Here is a 17,348-nt window from a genome sequence, read left to right on the forward strand (position 1 = left end):
CCCTGCCCTCCAGCGACCTGGTTCTCGACGGCGAGGTCATCGCGCTGCGCCCCGACGGCCGCCCCGAGCCCTTCCAGGTCACCTCCGGCCGCGTGTCCAGCCGCACCGACGTGCCGCGAGCGCGTGAGAAGACCCCCTTGAGCGTCTTCTTCTTCGACGCGCTGCGGGTCGACGGCGCCGACCTGCTCGACCTGCCGGGTGCGGACCGTCACGCGGCCCTGGCCGCGGCCGTGCCCCCGGAGCTGGTGACCCCGCGTCTTGTCACCGGCGACGTCGCGGACGGCGAGGCGTTCTTCAAGGACGCGATCAGGGGCGGTCACGAGGGCGTGGTGGTCAAGTCGCTCCTGACGCCCTACGCCGCCGGGAGGCGCGGAGCCGGCTGGATCAAGGTGAAGCCCCGGCACACGCTCGACCTCGTCGTCCTGGCCGCCGAATGGGGCCATGGCCGCCGCGAGGGCAGGCTCTCCAACCTGCATCTGGGCGCCCGCGACCCGCGCGGCGGGTTCGTCATGCTCGGCAAGACCTTCAAGGGCCTGACCGACGAGCTGCTCGCCTGGCAGACCGACCGCTTCCTCGGCATCGCCGAGGGCCCCACCGACGGCTGGACGGTCACCGTCCGCCCCGAGCTGGTCGTCGAGATCGCCTTCGACGGCGTGCAGCAGTCGAGCCGCTACCCCGGCGGCATGGCTCTGCGCTTCGCCAGGGTCATCCGCTACCGCCCCGACAAGACGGCGGACCAGGCCGACACCGTCGACATGGTCCGCTCCCTCATGCTCTGACGCCTCCCGGCCTTCACCGGGTTACTTCACGGGGCGCAGCGTGAGGGGGTAGCGGAAGTCTCCGTCGCCCATCGCCGCGACGCCACCGATGACGGACAGCACCACGCCGCCGATCCAGAGCAGCGGCGTCAGGACGACGCCGACCACCGTGATCGCCAGCACGATGGTGGCCGCGATCAGCGTCAGCTGGAAGTTGAGAGCCTCCACCGCGTGTGCCCGGATGTAGGGCGAGGTCTTGCCCGCAGTGAGCATCATGACCGCCGGGCCGAGGACGGGCAGGCCGACCAGCGGGAGCATGTGCGCCGCCGCCGCGCCCAGACGTTCCGCTCCGGTGTCGCCACCCCGCCTGCCGAGGTGCCCGTGGTGGCCGTGGTGGCCGTACGCCGCCTGGGGCGTGACCGGTGGCTGGAACGCGGGCCGGACCGGCTGCGTACCGTACAGCTCGTTCATGATCGGCATGAGGTCGCCGTGCACGCGGGCCGTCATCGCCCGCTCCAGCCTGTCGTCGAACTCGGCTTTGTCGAGCCTTCCCTCCGCATAGGCGGCCTGGACGTGCTCGACCACCCGCTCACGATCCTGGTTGCTGACCCGGAGCTCCGCGTGACCGGGCCCAGGGCCGCTCACCGGCACTCCCCGTGCCACTGACCCACCGATGCCGTTGTGCCTGCCATGAGACCGATACCCTTTCGTCGCCTCTTCGACCTCAATGCTCGTCCAGATTGTCGGCCCCGTATATCAGGATGAACCCCTATAGGCCCCTGAAACCGACCCTTGGCCTTTCACCGCGGATCGAGCAGGAGAGGTATACAAAGAGACATGAGATGGCGAGATCGCTATGGGTTGAGGCGCAAGCGCGGGCCGAAAATCGCCAAGTTCGACCGCGATGCCACCGACGCCGACATCGAGACGCTCATCGCCTTCGCGAAGTCACGCCGGGGCGTGGAGTTCTACGTCGAGCCGGAGACGTTCGCGACCGACACCACGGCGGTGGCCGTCGCCGACGACGGCGAATGGACCCGGCGCCGGGTCGGCTCCCCCGCGGTGATTCGCAAGGTGGCCCGCGACCTGGCCCTGCCCGTCTACGACGTGCAACTGACCGGCTATCCCCCCCGGATGAGGGCCTACAACGAGCGCCAGAAGCGCGCGGAGGGCTGAGCCAGGAACCCGGTGGTCGCATCGTGCGCGGGGCCACCGGGTTCTTCCAGCAACGCGGCCATCGGGAGCAGCCAGGCCATCCTGGGGCTGCCCATCTCCTGGTCCAGCTCCTCGGGGCTGGGCATCCTGTCGTTGAGGGCGTGTGGCGGGACCAAGTGGTGGATCGCGTGCATGAGCAGGTGAGCCATCGAGTAGCCGGGATCGGCCTCAAGCGCCCGGGTGAGGGCGACGCCCGCCAGCGCGGAGTCGCCCCGCCGCCAGGCGACCAGGCCGAGCAGCGAGGCGGCCGGGGGCACGAACCTCGGTTCCAGCCTCCGGGTGAGGTCGTGCCAGAGCTTGAGATGCGCGTCATGCCCGTCGTCGGTGACCAGCGCCCACGCCTCGTCGCGAACCCTGATCACCGCCAGGTCCAGCCCCAGTCTGGCCGCCTGATCGTCGTCGAGCCGGTCGCCCGAGGCGTAGGTGGCGATCGCCTCGCGGACCCTGGTCACCCCCTCCGCGACGAACTCCACCGCGAGCCCGTCGGCGTCACGACATCCGGCGAGCCTGCCGCTCAACTCCTCCATGAGGCGGCCCGTCGCCTCACGCATGGCCACCCGCGCGGCCCCGGTGACCGGGTCGAGTGAGCGCTCCAGTGCCTGCCTGTCCGGCCACGCGACCAGTCCGTGCAGGGTCGCCTCGGCCGCGACGACGGTGGCCCGCCGCTCGTACGGCACGCCTTCGACGGGACAGCAGTCGGTCCGTGAGCAGCCGTACGACCAGTAACGGCCGTCCTCCACCCGGAGCGCGTCGACGACGGTGAGACCGCCCCTGCGGAACAGTGCACCGGCCTCGTCGATGGCCGGGGTCACCAGCGGGCCTGGACCATAGCCGACCATGACGACCTGCGTGACTTTCTCCTTCCGGAAGAGCGGAACGATGTCGCCGAGACCGCCGGACGCCAGGGGCAGGTCCCATCGGGCGGTGAGGTGCAGCCTGCTCCTGGGCAGACCGCCCGTGAGGCCGATGACGACCAGGCTCTCCGCGGTCCATTCTCCAGAATCCGTGTGTCTCATGAGACATCTGGAGTCTTGCGAGCTCCGAGGCGTTGTAGTGCTTGCGGTTCAGGTGTAGCTGGTCTGATCCTGCGCGTTGCTGACGTGCGGGGCCGCTTTGCGGTCCCCCTCACGCCAGCTCCGGTTAGGGCAGCAGGTCGTTGATTCTGCGGAACAGCTGCTCAGCGCGGGCGAGGGTGGTGGCGCTGATGTTCGGGACTAGGGTGTTTTGCTCACGCATGAGGACAGCGGCCGGCTTGTAGTGGCTGAACTTGCCGCCGGCAATGCCGTTGGCGCGGAAGTAGGTCTCGATCTGCCGAACGATCCGCGGGTCGTTCGGGTTGAGGTCGACGATGGTGATCGGGGTGGGCAGGTCCTTGCTGTAGGCGCGGTTGACCAGGTCGAGGTAGAAGTCCGGTTCGAAGAGGTCCTCGATGTCAGCGTCGTTGGCGCTAGTGAACTCGCTGATCTCGATCAGGGCCTTGTCGCGAAGCTGTCCGTTGTCACGCAGGCGCTTGATGGCGCCGACGCCGGTGGTGCTGGAGTCGACCATAACGGCGACGTCGAGCTTGTTGGCGCCAAGCAGGGTGGCGAAGGTGGACAGCTTCCCTGCGCCGCCGATGGGGATCTTGATCCAGGCAGGATCGAGACCAAGCTTGCCTTGGGCCTCGATGGCATCGGTGAGGATGTCCAAGTAGATCAGGTCGCTGGGCCCTTCCAGCAGGAGGTTGTGCTCGCCAATGAACAAGGTCTGGGTCAGCTCGATGCCCATGGCCGCCAGCAGCGGAAAGACGGTGTCGTCGTCGGCTTTAAAGATCTCGGCGGACACCTTGGTGCCGTGCCCGTCGTGATCCATCACGGTGCGGACCCGATCCAGGTGGGCGGGGTCGACCATGAACGGCGAGTGGGTGGTGAAGATGACCTGGTGCTCGGGGGCAAGCCGCTCATCGATGAGCCGTAGCAGGTCTTCCTGGGCGCGACCGTGTAGGGACAGGCCCGGCTCGTCGAGCAGCAGGATCAGGTTCCCGTCGTTGGTGTCTTCCAGGTCGGTGAAGTAGGCCAGGAAGGAGAAGAACCACACGAACCCGCGCGAGCGCTCGTCGAAGGGGACCGTCACCCGGTGCCGGCTGTTGCGGACTCGGACCTGCAGGATCGGGCCACGATGCAGCGGCGGCTGCGCGTTCGGCTCCGGCTCAAGGATCCTGAGCTCGACCTCCAGTTCCTTGTTCTGCGACCAAAAGTCGAACACCTCATCGGTAATGGCGTTGCTTGCGTTCTCGGCCTCGCGGATCAGCCGTTCATGGTTGTCGGTCTGGCCGAACTCCTCCAGGTTGGCACCGGCCTGGTTCAACAGCGATAGCAGAGCCTGCTCCCCGATCTCCAAAGCGCCCGTGGCGCGACGCTCGATCAGGTCGGGGACGGAGACCTTGCCCGGCATGATGTCGTAGTCCCCGAAGTAGACGAACTTCGGAAGCAAACGCTTGAAGTGTTCGTCAATCAGATAGCAGTCGACGTCCTGCTTGCGCCAGCTGCGAATACGACTGATCATCTTCTGGATGGCCCCGGAGGGTCCCTCGATTTCCTCCATCGCTGCGAGGAAGTCGGCGAGCGTGGCAGCGCGAGTCACTTTCGGATAAACGGGGAGGGAAATGTCCAGCTGCCCCCGCAGGTGCTTAACGATCGCGGCCTCGTCGGAGCTGAAGCCATAGGTGCGAGCGCGGTAGCGGTAACCGTAGTTCACGGTAAGGATGCGGCCGGTCAGAGCACCGGGGCCGAGGTCGTCCTCGATCTCGGCGATCTCCTCATCCGTCAGACTGAACGTCGCCTTGATCGCGGTGATTCGACTGTCGGGTTTGCGCTTGAGCTGCCGGGTCAGCTTGGACGGGAAGTCCAGGACCTCGTCGAAGTCTGCCGGCGTGATCGGGTTGGTCCGGTAGATCGCCTGAAGGATCGAGGTCTTGCCGGATTCGTTCTTGCCGACCAGGCAGGTGACCTGGGGGTCGATTTCGAACTCGCCGGAATCCTCGGTCGGCCGGTAGTTGGTGACGTGCGCGCGCAGCAACTGCATAGCGCCCCTCCTCTGGGGGATGTAGGGCCCCGGCGGCGGAACGGGCGGCGCGGCGCAAAATCACAGCTCGATACCTACTCGTGGCACGGGCATTGGCCTGAGGTATCGTCCAGTTGCGAGCAAGACAGACCCCGGCGCGCGACACCCGTCGCATGCGCCGGGGCTTTCGCTTGACCTGAGAGCGTACTCGTCTTCACCGACACTTTTCACCACGCTTTGTGCTCGGCCGATGTTTGGGCAGAATCCGCCCCCAGACGACCAAGGCTGCAAAGAAGGTGCCGAACTCCATTCTAGAAAGCTTCTCGTCCCCAATTGCTGCCATATGCCCCATTGGTCGATATTTCCGAGGTTTGCGTGGCTGCGGTGTATCGATGCAAGAGTCCGGGGTAAACGGTCGCATGTAGCACTCGGAATTGCGACCGCCGCAACATTTTGTCAATCAGCGTGGTCCGATGACGGCGGGCCCGCCGCGGCTCTCCTCCCTGCGGGTGGCCAAGTCGGCGAGCTTGCCGGTGCGGCTGTCCAGGTGCTCGCGCAGCGCCTGGTTGTCGTGGTGCAAGGCGGCGATCACCGTGGCGGCGGCCTCCAGCCTCTTGCGTAACTTGACGCACTCGGCGGTCTTGTCCTTCAGCTTTTCCGCCAGGCCCTCCGCCTCGGTGTCGCGGCGGGCCTCGCCCTTGGTGCGGCGGCCGTACTCGGCCACGTGGGCGTCCCACTCGGCCATGATCTCACCGGCCCGGTTCATGGTGGCCCGGCTGACCCTGGCCTCCTTGTAGAGGTTCTCCTTGGTGAACGCCCCGTCGGTGTGCAGGGGCCGCCCGGTCTTCAGGCGGGCCATCGCTTCCCTCAGTGCTTTCTCGGCCGCCGGTGACACGCTCACGACGTCTTCTTGCTCTCGGTGCGGTCGATGACGGCTTGGGCGTCGTCGAGCTGGCGTTGCAGCGCAATCCGGCGCGGCGGCGGCAACTTGCCGACATCCAGCAGCCTCAGCAGGCTGTTTTTCTCCGCCGTCCAGATCGGCAGATGCTCGGGGCCGATGACGCTGTTGGCGCACCGGCCAGGTCGGCACCGGTCCTGCAGCGGTCCTCGATGGCCGTCGGGGACGATCACCTCGTCCTCCAGGCACTTGGCGCCGACAGGGTTGTTGTCGTCCATGGTGCAGTGGTTGAGAGTGCCGAACCGGATTGAGATCCGGGCCTTGCGCAGCAGGTCGTATTCCACCCGTGCGTCCCCCTGGCGGGCCAGACCATTGGCCTCCCGTTCCCGGGCGGCCTCCTTGACGGCGTCGAACGCGGCGGTGACCTTGCCGACGCCGGGGCCGAACCCGATGGTCTTGCCAGCGTGGTAGTCATCGTAGAACTCACTCAGCCGAGTGAAACGAGCCTGGTCGACGGCATTGTCCAGCATCTTGCTCCAGGCGGTGTCGGTGGCCGCATATCCCTGGGTGACACGGTTGGCCAACATCCGGGTGGCGACGTGCTTGAGTTGGATCCCCAAGGCAATCTCCGCGCCAGGCTCGGTGCCGGTCAGCATCGCCATCGTCTTGCGCAGCATGTGCGGGGTGACCCGTCCCGCCGGGATGTGCAGGCCGTGGAAGTCGGTGCTGCTGTTGACGTGGTCGATAAAACCCAGAACCGTGCTCCTGCTGTCGAAGCCGCCGACCCTGGCCGCGGTCGGCTCGGAGGCGAAAACCAGTTCCTCATGCGAGGACAACTCCTCGGCGACCGCGATGGCTTCAGCGACCGGCTCGATGATCCACCAGTGCTCACGCGGCCGGTTCGTATCCAGCTTGCGCTTGGTCGAGACCAGCGCGGGTGCTCCGTAGTGCTCCACCACCGAACCTCGGGTGATCTCCCGGATCTCCGAGTCCCGCATCATGCTCAACGCCGCGACGAAGATGTAGGCGGCCCCTCGCAGCGCCAGACACTCCTGTGCCAGTGTCCGGGGGCAGAGCCCGGGATGCCACGGACCGGCAGAACCGTCCGGACGCTCAACAACCACGTACTCGCCCAGCAACCCGCCGCTGACCCCGCGTCCTGCCGCGACCGCCGCTTCGACCTTCGTCCGTGCCCTGAGCACCGATGACGTTCCCCGGCCAAACGGCTTGATATCAGGGTGGCTGCCCAGCAGCAGGGCCGTGAGGTGCCAGTTCGGAGTGTCCGGCACGCAATGAACGGGAGAGCATGTGGTGTGCAGTGGAACCCGGTTGGCAGGATCGGCCAGGTAGATGTCGAGATGACGCTCCAGCTGGACTGAGCTGCGCACGGCCTCCTGCAGCAGCTTCCGGTGCCGGCGGCGGGCAGCCAGAATGTCGGGTGCGAACACACTCAGATAGGTCCATGCGGCGCGCACCAGCGCGAACCACACCTCAGGGGCAATGTTACGCGTCGTGACCGCTTCCGTCGGGGCGTACTCGGCAACCTGCCTGTTCGTGCGCCCTGGCCAGGGGTCGGCGGCCAGACCTCCGCCGGTCAGCAGCGGCCCCAGCTTGTGCAGCAGCCTGAGCGTGCCGACGAAGGACACCAGCGAGCTGGAGGCTACTCCTTCGTGACGGCGGCGCTCGATGAACGCCCGGGCCTCATCTCGGTGCCAGGCCCGCAGATCATGCGACAGTCCCCGCTCGGCTGCCCATCTGGCCAGCATGGTCAGACGATGCACGTGACCTCTGACGGTGGTGACCTGGGCCGGCTGCGGGTCCAGGTGAAGTTTCGCCGCCACCACCGTCGGATGCTCGGGGTTGAGCAGCGCCATCGCGATCTCTCGCGCCCGTAGTCCCCAGATCGCGTCGAAGTTGGCGAATTGGATGCGCCAGTGGGATGGGGGAAGGTTGGCGGGCTTGCGTGTCGCCTCCAGCGACCAGGAGAGGGCATCGGCGAAGACCGGGACCGCGACACCGTCGACCAGCGGATGCGACTGCAAGACCGGTTCGTCGTCGGCGAAGACCGCGCTGGTCAAAGGGATGCCTTCAGCATCGCCGTGGTTCATCGGTCGAACTCCGTGTGGGCGGCCAGCGGCAGCTGAAGACTGAGTCTTTGCTCCTCGATCTGGCGGCGGGCGGCAGTGATCTCAACAGCGGTCCGCTCGCTGAGGACCGCGTTCAAGTTGGTGCGGCTTTGCCCCCATAGGAGGTGGAAATGCTGGGGAGCCAGTCGGTGGCTGAGCCGTTCCAGATGATCGGCGAACAGCAGCAGTTGCGGCAGGTTGGACGGCAAGATGAAGGCGTTGCGACACTCCAGGCAGCGCAGCGGCGCCACCGCGCATACCTCGCCCTTTTTGCTGTAAGGGGAGTCGAGGGGATCACGGCAGTCGGTCACCCCCATGTCCAGCGCCCCGGCGATGAGCTGCTCGGCTTGATCACGAGACAGCCCCAGGAAGGCACGCGCGTCGGGCTCCGCCAGGTCGGCGACGGCGTCCTCGCCGACGACGGTCGGACCGCTGAGCGCAGTCTCCAGCCATGCCCGCTGCGCGTTGTTCACCACACGTCCGGAAATGACATGCAGCGTGGTGCCGTGCGCGTAGTGTCCTAAAAACGTCTCGGGAGTATGGTCGTCGGCGATGTCGGAGACCACCCCGCGCATGGCGATCGCCTTTTCCACCTTCACCGACTTGCGCATCCGCCGCAGATCCCGCGGCTTGGAGATGTCCAAGCCGCGGGAGTCGACCCAGTTGCCGAACCCGAGGTCGCGCGTGTTGCTGTCATAAGAGGCGAACCTCACCTTCCAGCCTGGGGCGATGGACACCCGCAGGAACAGTGGATCAAGCCCGGAGTCTGCTCGTGCCCGCTGGGTGACAGCCAAAAGACGCCGGATCACCTCGGCCGCGTTCGGCCCGCCGCTGCGGGAGTCGGCGAAGATCTCATGGTCGGAGAACAAGCGGTGACGGACCGTGTGGGCTCGGCTCTTCACCAGGGTGAGCCGAACTCCTGACGGAGTGAACTCCACATCACCGACCCGCAATCCAGTGATCTCCTCCGGCGAATGCCCAGTCGCCGCGCCCAGAAGAAGGCGAAAGGCCTGAAGATCTCCAGCGCGGAGATAAAGCAAGCCCGCCAGCGACACGGCCAGCTGATACCTGCACCAGGCTGGGACGAGCCGTATGCCGCGCCACTCCGCCACCTCACGCAATTCCTGCGGCCACTCTTTCAAGCTCGGCAGCCGCTCCAGCTCCGCAAAGCTCATCTGCCCCTCGGCAAGCGCCCAGAGCAGGTTCGCCGGGTTCAGCCACCCGTGCTGGTCCGGATGCCCCTGCGCGGCCTCGATCATCTTCTGGCCTCGGGCCAGCCTCTCCTCCAGCGCACGGACATCAGCCCACGCCGCGCGGATCATCGCCTGCTTCTCGCTTCGGGAGAATTCATCAAGTTCTTTCGTTGTGCCTTCCCGGACCCGCGTAGGTGCCAGCAGCAGCCGCCGCAGCCCGTCAGTGAGCAACGTCTCGTCCCGCTCACCGCGGAGCCGGATCAGCGTCCGCATATGCCAAGCCAAACGCGACGGCACCACCGAACCGGGCGGGTAACCGGCCGGCAGGTGCCGCATCCATTCCCGTAACAAGGACGCCGGATCGGGGCTGTCCTTGGCCAGCGACACCACATGCGGTGCCTCACAGCGCTCATCCACATACGTCGCGAAACACCTGATCGCCTGCCGGTAGACATAGGCCGCCGTGCAGGTGCCTTGGTTCAGGGCCAGGTAGTCGCCCCATTCATCGGCCAACTCAGCCACCAGCGCCGAACAGCGAAACTGGCCCGGATCCAGTACGACCGTCACCGGACGGGGATCACGGCGCTTTGCCCTGACGACCACTTGGCGCACTCCGATCCGAGTAAGCGGCGCTTCGGGCGGCTCTGGCTGCGCGACATGCCGGTGCTCACCGCGTCTCGGCATCGCCGCCCTCCTTGCGGTCGGCTTCCAGCGCCCGCAGGGCGATGTCGGCGTAGGTGGCGCCGTCGTGCTCGGCCCACTGCCGAAACGCCGCATCGACGTAGTTCATCGGATCCTCCAGATACCGCAGATAGGCGTAGGTGCTGGACGGCCGTTTGTGCCCGAGCCGACGCTGGACGGTCAGCACCGGGTGAAGCGCGACGTGCTCGCTGAGCGTGACCATCCCCCGGGCGTGGTCTTGCTCAATCTCCTGCTGCACGCGGGTGCGGTTTAGATACTTCAGCAGCTGCAGGGCGAAGGTGTGGCGGGCGTCATGGAAGCGCCAGGGGCGGGCGGGCAGCATCGGCACTCCCGGCTGATCGGCATGCGCCCGCATCCGTGACCAGGCATCTTTCCTGACCCGGTCCCATGAGGACGGGCCAAGCATCTGCCCGCCGTGGCCGACGAACACCGCCAGCGGCTCCAGCCCAGCATCGGTCTCGCGCATCGCGGCCCGCCGCATCCGCGGATCCAGCGCCGAGATCGCGAACGAGCGTCGCCGCCCCTCCCATCGGCCATGCAGCCGGCCCCGCTCGACGTCGATCTTGGTGACCATGAACATCTCGTCGCGGCGGCGGGCCAGCGCGGCGGCCGACACCTCGACGATGTCGGGACGCTCCAGCATCAGGTAGGTCTCCACCATCGCCAGCGCCGCCGGCGGGACGTAGACGGTGCGGGCCATCTCGTACTTAGCGCACTTTTGTAGCTCGAACTCCACTGACTCACCGGGGCGGCGCCAGCCCTCGCCCAGCTCCGGCAGCAGTAGCGTCGACCATTCCTGCAGCCGCATCCCAGTCAGCAGCGCCAGCTCCAGCGCGGCCCGGTTGCGGTGCGGCGCCCACCCGCGAAACGCCTCGTTCACGCTCCCGTCGGGAAGCTGCCCGCCCAGGCCGACGTCACGGAAGTACAGATACTGCTCGACGGCCATGTGCCGGATCTGCATCTCGCGTCTCATGCTGCTCCGCAGCGAGTTGCGCTGGCCGGCTGCGGTCATCCGGTAGGGCCGGCGCCGGACCAGCCCCTGGTCGATCAGATAGCCGTAGAGCGAGTTGATGACGACGGCCTCACGGTCCCAAGTCACCTCGTCGATCGGACGGTCATCCAGCTCGGTGCGCGCCCGCCGGTAGGCCACCAGGTCCGCCTCGGTCGCCGACAGCAGATCAGTACCCCGGGCAGCGAGGAACTCGCCCAGGCGACGCACGATGTAGGCGTAGGCACGCATCGTCTCAGGCTGCTTGTTGTCGGCGAGCGTACGAAACCAGCCGCATACCGGCTCCACCGGCCGCATCCGCTCATCCAGCAACACGGGCAGACCGTCTGGCAGCGTCCGATAGTCGAGCAGTTCGCTAACGTCCAGACCATCCGGTACCGGCCATCGGGTCGCCGCCTTCCGGTCTACATAGAAGATCTCCACATCTCACCCGAGAGACATTTTCAACGACGCTGCGTAACCGAGATTGGCGATCATCGCAAAACTTACGGAGATCTCCCGGGCTTACCTGAGACAGATACGAACCATGGAGAGAAGGGATGGAACCCCAGCAGGTAGGGGACCGCGCCCAGGACGTCTTCGGTGGAGCCGAGCAGGAGCCGGGGCTGGGAAACCGGCGGGAACAGGGACTCGGGCGAGTCCGGGCTCTCTGTTGTCATGGCCGGAAGCCTCCCGGACCCGCTCCCGTGTCTTTCGGCCCGAACTCCTTTCTGTGGACGGAGCGTGCGGCCGTCCACAGCCGGACCGTCCCCCTCATGCGATCGCGGCGCCCGGGGCGAGGCGCGCGACGGCCGGGCGCCTCCTCAGGCGCCTCTCATCCCGTCCTCTCTGCCGACAGGAGGGCCGGGGCCAGCCGGGTGCGGACCATGATGGCCGCACCGGCCACGGCGGGAGGCATCGCGATGATCGCGACGAACGGGACGAGGAAGAGCAGGAAGAGCAGGACCCCGAAGCCGAGCGCGGGGGCCTTGTTCGCGCGAAGCAGGCCGAAGCGGCTCTTGCGCGCCAGTCCCCTGCGCTCCAGGGCCAGTGCGGTCAGCTCGATCGTGAGGAAGAAACCCGAGACCAGGGCGCCCAGGACCGGAACCACCGTCTGCCCGACCACCGGCACGAAGCCGAGGAAGAACAGCGGGATCGTGAACAGCAACAGCCAGCCGAGGGTGACCAGGCTGTCCCTGATGGCTCTGGGGATCGACTTCCACAGCGGGAGTTCGTACCCTGTCGGCACCTCCCCGTAGGTCTCCTCCACCTTCTCGGAGAGCTTCTCGTAGAAGGGGTCGCCCAGGATGAGGGTGACCGCCGTGAAGGTCACCACGGCCAGGACCAGCCCCGTGCCGAAGAGCACCAGCCCGACCAGCGCGCGCAGCGCGGTCCGCGCCGCCTCACTCCATCCGTCGGCGAACGGCGTGCCCCACGCGGCGATGTCCAGCGCGTTCTTGCCGAGGAAGTAGAGGCCGACCGCGTAGAGGACGAACGCGATCAGCGCCGGGATCAACCCGAACAGCCACCAGCGCGGATATCGCGCGACCCAGCGCAGTCCCTGGAAGAAGAACCCGATGCCGTCCAGAAAGGAGCGGAAATGACCCATGGCGGAAGATTATCGGGATCGGACGTCAACCGGGACTGCTCCTCACCGCCCTTACGGGCGAAAGCGGACGCGGGCCGGGTTGGACCGTCAGGCGCGCTGCCAGAGGCCGGGTACGGAGACGCCGAGGGCCGCGAAGAGGCGGCGCAGCAGGGGCAGGGAGATGCCCAGGACGTTGCCGTGGTCGCCGTCGATGCCGTCGACGAACCAGCCGCCGCGGCCGTCCAGGGTGAAGGCTCCGGCCACGTGGAGAGGCTCACCGGTGGCGACGTAGGCGGCGATCTCGTCGTCGGTGGCGGTACCGAAACGCACGACCGTCGCGCCCACCTCCGCCACCTCGCGCCCGTCCGCGGCGTCGATCACGCAGTGGCCGGTGAGCAGACGGCCCTCGCGGCCGCGCATGCCCCGCCAGCGGGCGACCGCCTCCGCCGGAGAGGACGGCTTGCCGTAGGCCCGGCCGTCGAGCTCCAGCACCGAGTCGCAGCCGATGACCAGACCGTCGGTCAGGCCCTCGGCCACCACAGCCGCCTTCGCACGGGCCAGCGCGAGGCAGAGTTCGCTCGGGCTGTCGGCGGTGACGGCCTCCTCGTCCACACCGCTGACGATCACTTTAGGATCGAGTCCGGCGCTGCGGAGCAGGGCGAGGCGGGCAGGGGACGCGGAGGCGAGAACGATCTGGGTCACGCCGATCGAGCCTAGCGCGGCTCCCGCCGTCCCCTCGCCGCGGGCGAAGGCCTCCGCAGGCCGGGCGTACGGTCAAAGGCCGCGGGCAGCGTGCCCAGGCGGCGGCTCGCGGATCAGGCGTGGGGCGAGGGCGGCAGCTGCGGGGGCGGTCCCGAAGGGGGAAGTCCAGGGGCGGCGCCCCGCGGAAGGCCCGCGGCGGCGTACGCCTCCGCCTCGCCGAGGGTCTCGTGCTCCAGCAGGGCCGCGACGATGCCGTCCAGGCGCTCACGGTTCTCCGCCAGGACCGCCATGGCGACCTCGTAGCACTCGTCCACGATGCGCCGGACCTCCTGGTCCACCGCGGCGAGGGTGTCGGGGGCGGCGGCGGGCTGGCCGTCGGCGGCGCCGGGCAGCACGCTCAGCGGGCCGATCCTGGCGGACATGCCCCAGCGGCCGACCATGCCGCGGGCGATCACGGTGACCTGCTCCAGGTCGTTCTCCGAGCCGGTGGTGATCACCCCGTAGACGACCTGCTCCGCCGCCATGCCGCCGAGGGCACCGACGATCCGGTCGCGCAGGTATTTCTCGTCGTAGGCGTACTTGTCGGTGTCGGGCGTGGAGAGCGTGACACCGAGCGCCCGCCCACGCGGGATGATCGACACCTTCCTGACCGGGTCGGCGCCGGGCTGGAGCATACCGAGGAGCGCGTGGCCGGCCTCGTGGTAGGCGGTGCGTCTGCGCTCCTCCTGCGGGATCACGACGGCGCGGGCCGCACCGAGCAGGATCTTCTCCAGCGCGTCGGCGAAGTCGGGGGCGCGCACCCTGTCGTGGCCGCGCTTGGCGGCGAGCAGCGCCGCCTCGTTGACCAGGTTGGCCAGGTCGGCACCGGTCATGCCGGGGGTGGTCCTGGCCAGCCGCTCCAGGTCCACGTCGTCGGCGAGCGGCACGCCCCTGCTGTGGACCCGGAGGATCGCCAGCCGCCCCTCGACATCCGGCACCGACACCACGACGGTACGGTCGAACCGGCCAGGACGGAGCAGCGCCGGGTCGAGGACCTCCGCCCGGTTGGAGGCGGCGATCACAATGACGCCCTCGGAACCGGTGAAGCCGTCCATCTCGGTGAGGATCTGGTTGAGGGTCTGCTCGCGCTCGTCGTGGCCACCGATGGTGCTGCCGCCGCGGACCCTGCCGATCGCGTCGATCTCGTCGATGAAGATGATCGACGGTGCGACCTTGCGAGCCTCGTCGAACAGCTCGCGTACCCGTGAGGCGCCGACCCCCACGATCATCTCGATGAACTCCGAGGCGCTCGCCGAGAAGAAGGGCACGTCCGCCTCGCCCGCCACGGCACGGGCGAGGAGTGTCTTGCCGGTGCCCGGCGGCCCGGTGAGCAGCACCCCCTTGGGCAGCTTCGCCCCCAGCCTCCGGTACTTGTCGGGGTCCTTGAGGTAGTCGACCACCTCGGCCACCTCGTTCTCGACCTCGTCGATGCCCGCGACGTCGTCGAAGTCGACCCGGACCTTGGCCGGTTCCACCGGCTTGGCCGCCTTCGACCTGCCGAGGCCACCGAGCCCGCCGAGACCACCCAGCCCTTCGCCCATCGCGGACGCCGAGCGCCGTATGAACCAGATCCACAGGCCCGCCAGCAACAGGACCGGCAGCAGGGAGAGCAGCAGGTTGGACAGGAAACTCCGGCCGCCGACAGGCTCGGCCTTGATCTTCACGCCCGTCGCGGTGAGCTGCCGGTAGAGGGCGGCCTGGTCGGCGAAGACCGGTATCTCGGTGGAGAACTTGTCGTACTCGGCGTTGCCGCTGTCAGGGTCGCGGGCGGGCTTTTTGAGGGTGCCCTGGATCGAGGTACCCGTGGCGTAGATGTCCTTGACGTTCCCCGCCCGCACCTGATCGGTGAACTGGGTGTAGGAGATCGGCTCGGTGACCTCGCCGAAGAACGAGGAGACGATGAAGAAGCCCGCGTAGACGATGAGCATGGTCACCAGGAAACGCACCCAGTTGATCCTCGGACGCTGCGGGGCGGGCGGCCCGTCGGGCAGGCCCTCGGACCGCCAGGGCTTGGATCCGCGCTGCTTGTCGGCCGTGTCCTGGTCAGATCCCTTGCGTTCCTGAGACGCCGGTCGCTTCAAGACTTCCCCCTCGACGGCTGGGGGAGCCTGCCTGGACGGATGCCCAGGACACCCGGCTCAGTCCGGGCTCTCGAACCGAGACCGTCCTTCGCCTGCGCCCCGAACCCGGAGCCTCGCGCCCGGCGAGCGGGCGGGAGGTCGTCGCGCGGGTGACGATGGAGCGGCCTGCCGTGAAATTCCCCCGAGTTTCACCAGATCACATAGATATGGCGATTCCTGCCCAGATGGGGCTTACTCCAATCTGAGGGAGGAGACCGCGGTGTTGATATCGCGCCAGCGCTTGCTCTGGGTGTCGGGGATCGTCACGAAGAGCATCGCGGGCTTGGCTCCGGGAGCCTCGACCACAGCAAGGGCGGCCATGGAGGAGCGCGTCTTGCTCTTGATCTTGTACTTCACCCGGTAGGCGAGCAGCCAGCCGTCCTTGATCGGTTGCGAGGCGACCCAGGCGATCCTGCTGCCCTTGGGGTGGTGGTTGAGTGTCCACCGGGCCGCCAGCAGCGCGGTGTCCTTCGCCTTCCGCTGCACCAGGATCGGCACCGGACAGCTCACGAGCATCGCCCGGTGAGCGATCCCCTTCACCTTCGGCAGCACCTGCTTGGTGGAGAACGGCGACGCGCCGAAGACCTTCCAGGGCTTGCCGAAACGGATCAGCGACACCCCCGACCTGTCGTCCTCGATGCGGCGCTTGCTCTTGTACGCCTTGCCGGGGAGCCGGCCGAGCCGCTTGTCACGCGGCAGTTCGGGCACCCGGGGGTCGGCGAGGGCCGCGATGACGGCGCTGCGGTCGGGGGCCGGCTCCCAGCCCTCGGGCGAGGGGGACGGAGCGGCCGTCTCGGCAGGACTCTCCGACGGGGACGCCTGCTCCGACGCCGAGGCGGACGCCGGGGCTGACACCGGGGTCGACGGCTCCGGCGAGCCCGGACCGGGCGAGGGTGGCGCGGCAGATGGCGCGGCGATCTGCCCCGTCTTTCCCCCGCCCGGTTGATCTGAGGAGCCCGAGGAGACGAAACCGACCACGGCCGCGACGGCGGCCAGGACCAGCGCGACGCCCACGGCCAGGATGCGGTAGATCACTCGCATCGGCAGGTCGCCGATACGGGACCGCCTCACCGGTGAGTCCGATGGTTTCGGGGGGCTCTCCACCACGATTTTCGGCAACTCCGACGTCTCCGCCTCGGCGGTCACATATGTCGGCGCGGGACCCGTCTCCCGGGTCCCCTGAGTCCCACCCAACCCATCGAGCACGATCGGGAGCGTACGACAAATCCGGTTTTCCCGTGCGGGATCCCCATCACACTTCGGGAACGAGTACCTTCCACACCTGTCCACCCGGCGGCCGTGGCCTGGCTGCCCGTCCCTTCCGGACAGGGAGGAGGTCAGACCTTCAAGGATGCCTGCTTCCTGGTGATGACCACCGACATGAGCGCGGCGGCGAAGCAGAGCGCCCCCGCGGCGTACCAGGCGAGGTCGTAGGCGCCGAAGTGGTCACGGGTGACTCCCGCGGCGACCGCGGCGACCGCCGCGCCGATCTGGTGGGAGGCGAAGACCCAGCCGAACACCACAGCCCCGTCGGGACCGTAGATCTGGCGGCACAGGGCGACGGTCGGCGGGACCGTGGCCACCCAGTCGAGGCCGTAGAAGATGATGAAGACCAGCATGCTGGGCTCGGCGGTGGCCCCGAACAGGCTGGGCAGGGCCATCAACGACAGGCCCCGCAGCCCGTAGTAGGCGCCGAGGAGGACGCGCGAGTCGACCTTGTCGCTCAGCCACCCGGACGCCACGGTGCCGACCACGTCGAAGATCCCGACCAGCGCGAGCAGCCCGGCGGCGACCGGCTCGGCCATGCCGTGGTCGTGGGCGGCGGGGATGAAATGGGTGCCCACCAGGCCGTTGGTGCTCATCCCGCAGATCGCGAACCCCCCTGCGAGCAGCCAGAAGGGGCGCGTACGCGCGGCGCTCCACAGCACGCCGAGGGCCCGCGAGGCGGCGCCACCGGTCCGCGCGGGCCGCACGGCC

At 68.0% G+C, this 17,348-nt stretch carries 13 protein-coding genes and 1 pseudogene; 2 read left to right on the forward strand and 12 right to left on the reverse strand.

The window, feature by feature from the left end; genetic code table 11:
* A pseudogene (locus ABZ260_RS27020) lies at positions 1 to 779 on the forward strand (ATP-dependent DNA ligase); the annotation flags it as partial.
* 21 nt (positions 780 to 800) lie between these two features.
* Here ABZ260_RS27020 and ABZ260_RS27025 read toward each other — a convergent pair.
* A complete protein-coding gene (locus ABZ260_RS27025; RefSeq protein ID WP_355623113.1) occupies positions 801 to 1,403 on the reverse strand; it encodes a DUF1707 and DUF4870 domain-containing protein in 603 nt (200 codons plus the stop codon).
* A gap of 192 nt (positions 1,404 to 1,595) precedes the next feature.
* Between ABZ260_RS27025 and ABZ260_RS27030 the strand changes: the two genes are divergently transcribed.
* Positions 1,596 to 1,934: a hypothetical protein gene (locus ABZ260_RS27030; RefSeq protein WP_350928959.1), complete on the forward strand. Its 339-nt coding sequence runs from the start codon at positions 1,596 to 1,598 to the stop codon at positions 1,932 to 1,934.
* Here the strand turns inward: ABZ260_RS27030 and ABZ260_RS27035 are convergent.
* The 11 genes from ABZ260_RS27035 to ABZ260_RS27085 all read right to left on the reverse strand — a co-directional run.
* Positions 1,901 to 2,989, reverse strand: a complete 1,089-nt coding sequence (locus ABZ260_RS27035) for a DUF4192 domain-containing protein (RefSeq protein WP_355623116.1) — start codon at positions 2,987 to 2,989, stop codon at positions 1,901 to 1,903. The genes ABZ260_RS27030 and ABZ260_RS27035 overlap by 34 nt on opposite strands.
* Before the next feature lie 124 nt (positions 2,990 to 3,113).
* Entirely contained in the window at positions 3,114 to 5,036 is a 1,923-nt protein-coding gene (locus ABZ260_RS27040; RefSeq protein ID WP_355623119.1) for an AAA family ATPase, read from the reverse strand.
* Positions 5,037 to 5,475: 439 nt separating this feature from the next.
* On the reverse strand, positions 5,476 to 5,916 hold the full coding sequence (locus ABZ260_RS27045) for a hypothetical protein (protein ID WP_355623121.1): 441 nt from the start codon (positions 5,914 to 5,916) through the stop codon (positions 5,476 to 5,478).
* Complete coding sequence (locus ABZ260_RS27050) at positions 5,913 to 8,021, reverse strand: hypothetical protein (RefSeq protein ID WP_355623124.1); 2,109 nt, start codon at positions 8,019 to 8,021, stop codon at positions 5,913 to 5,915. The genes ABZ260_RS27045 and ABZ260_RS27050 overlap by 4 nt, the downstream gene beginning before the upstream one ends.
* Complete coding sequence (locus tag ABZ260_RS27055) at positions 8,018 to 9,799, reverse strand: hypothetical protein (protein ID WP_355623127.1); 1,782 nt, start codon at positions 9,797 to 9,799, stop codon at positions 8,018 to 8,020. The genes ABZ260_RS27050 and ABZ260_RS27055 overlap by 4 nt, the downstream gene beginning before the upstream one ends.
* 100 nt (positions 9,800 to 9,899) lie before the next feature.
* A complete protein-coding gene (locus ABZ260_RS27060; protein WP_355623130.1) occupies positions 9,900 to 11,258 on the reverse strand; it encodes a site-specific integrase in 1,359 nt (452 codons plus the stop codon).
* 499 nt (positions 11,259 to 11,757) lie between these two features.
* Positions 11,758 to 12,531, reverse strand: coding sequence for an EI24 domain-containing protein (locus tag ABZ260_RS27065; protein WP_355623132.1), 774 nt, complete (start codon positions 12,529 to 12,531; stop codon positions 11,758 to 11,760).
* A gap of 87 nt (positions 12,532 to 12,618) precedes the next feature.
* On the reverse strand, positions 12,619 to 13,212 hold the full coding sequence (locus ABZ260_RS27070) for a nucleoside triphosphate pyrophosphatase (protein WP_355623135.1): 594 nt from the start codon (positions 13,210 to 13,212) through the stop codon (positions 12,619 to 12,621).
* Positions 13,213 to 13,325: 113 nt separating this feature from the next.
* Entirely contained in the window at positions 13,326 to 15,332 is a 2,007-nt protein-coding gene (gene ftsH / locus ABZ260_RS27075) for an ATP-dependent zinc metalloprotease FtsH (RefSeq protein ID WP_355623139.1), read from the reverse strand.
* Positions 15,333 to 15,563: 231 nt separating this feature from the next.
* Complete coding sequence (locus ABZ260_RS27080) at positions 15,564 to 16,442, reverse strand: hypothetical protein (protein WP_355623142.1); 879 nt, start codon at positions 16,440 to 16,442, stop codon at positions 15,564 to 15,566.
* A 266-nt stretch (positions 16,443 to 16,708) separates the two neighbouring features.
* Positions 16,709 to 17,348, reverse strand: a 640-nt coding sequence (locus ABZ260_RS27085) for an MFS transporter (protein WP_355623145.1), incomplete at its 5' end; no start/stop codon positions are given.

Origin of the sequence: Streptosporangium sp. NPDC006013, from assembly GCF_040614275.1 — a bacterium.
Taxonomy (GTDB): domain Bacteria; phylum Actinomycetota; class Actinomycetes; order Streptosporangiales; family Streptosporangiaceae; genus Streptosporangium.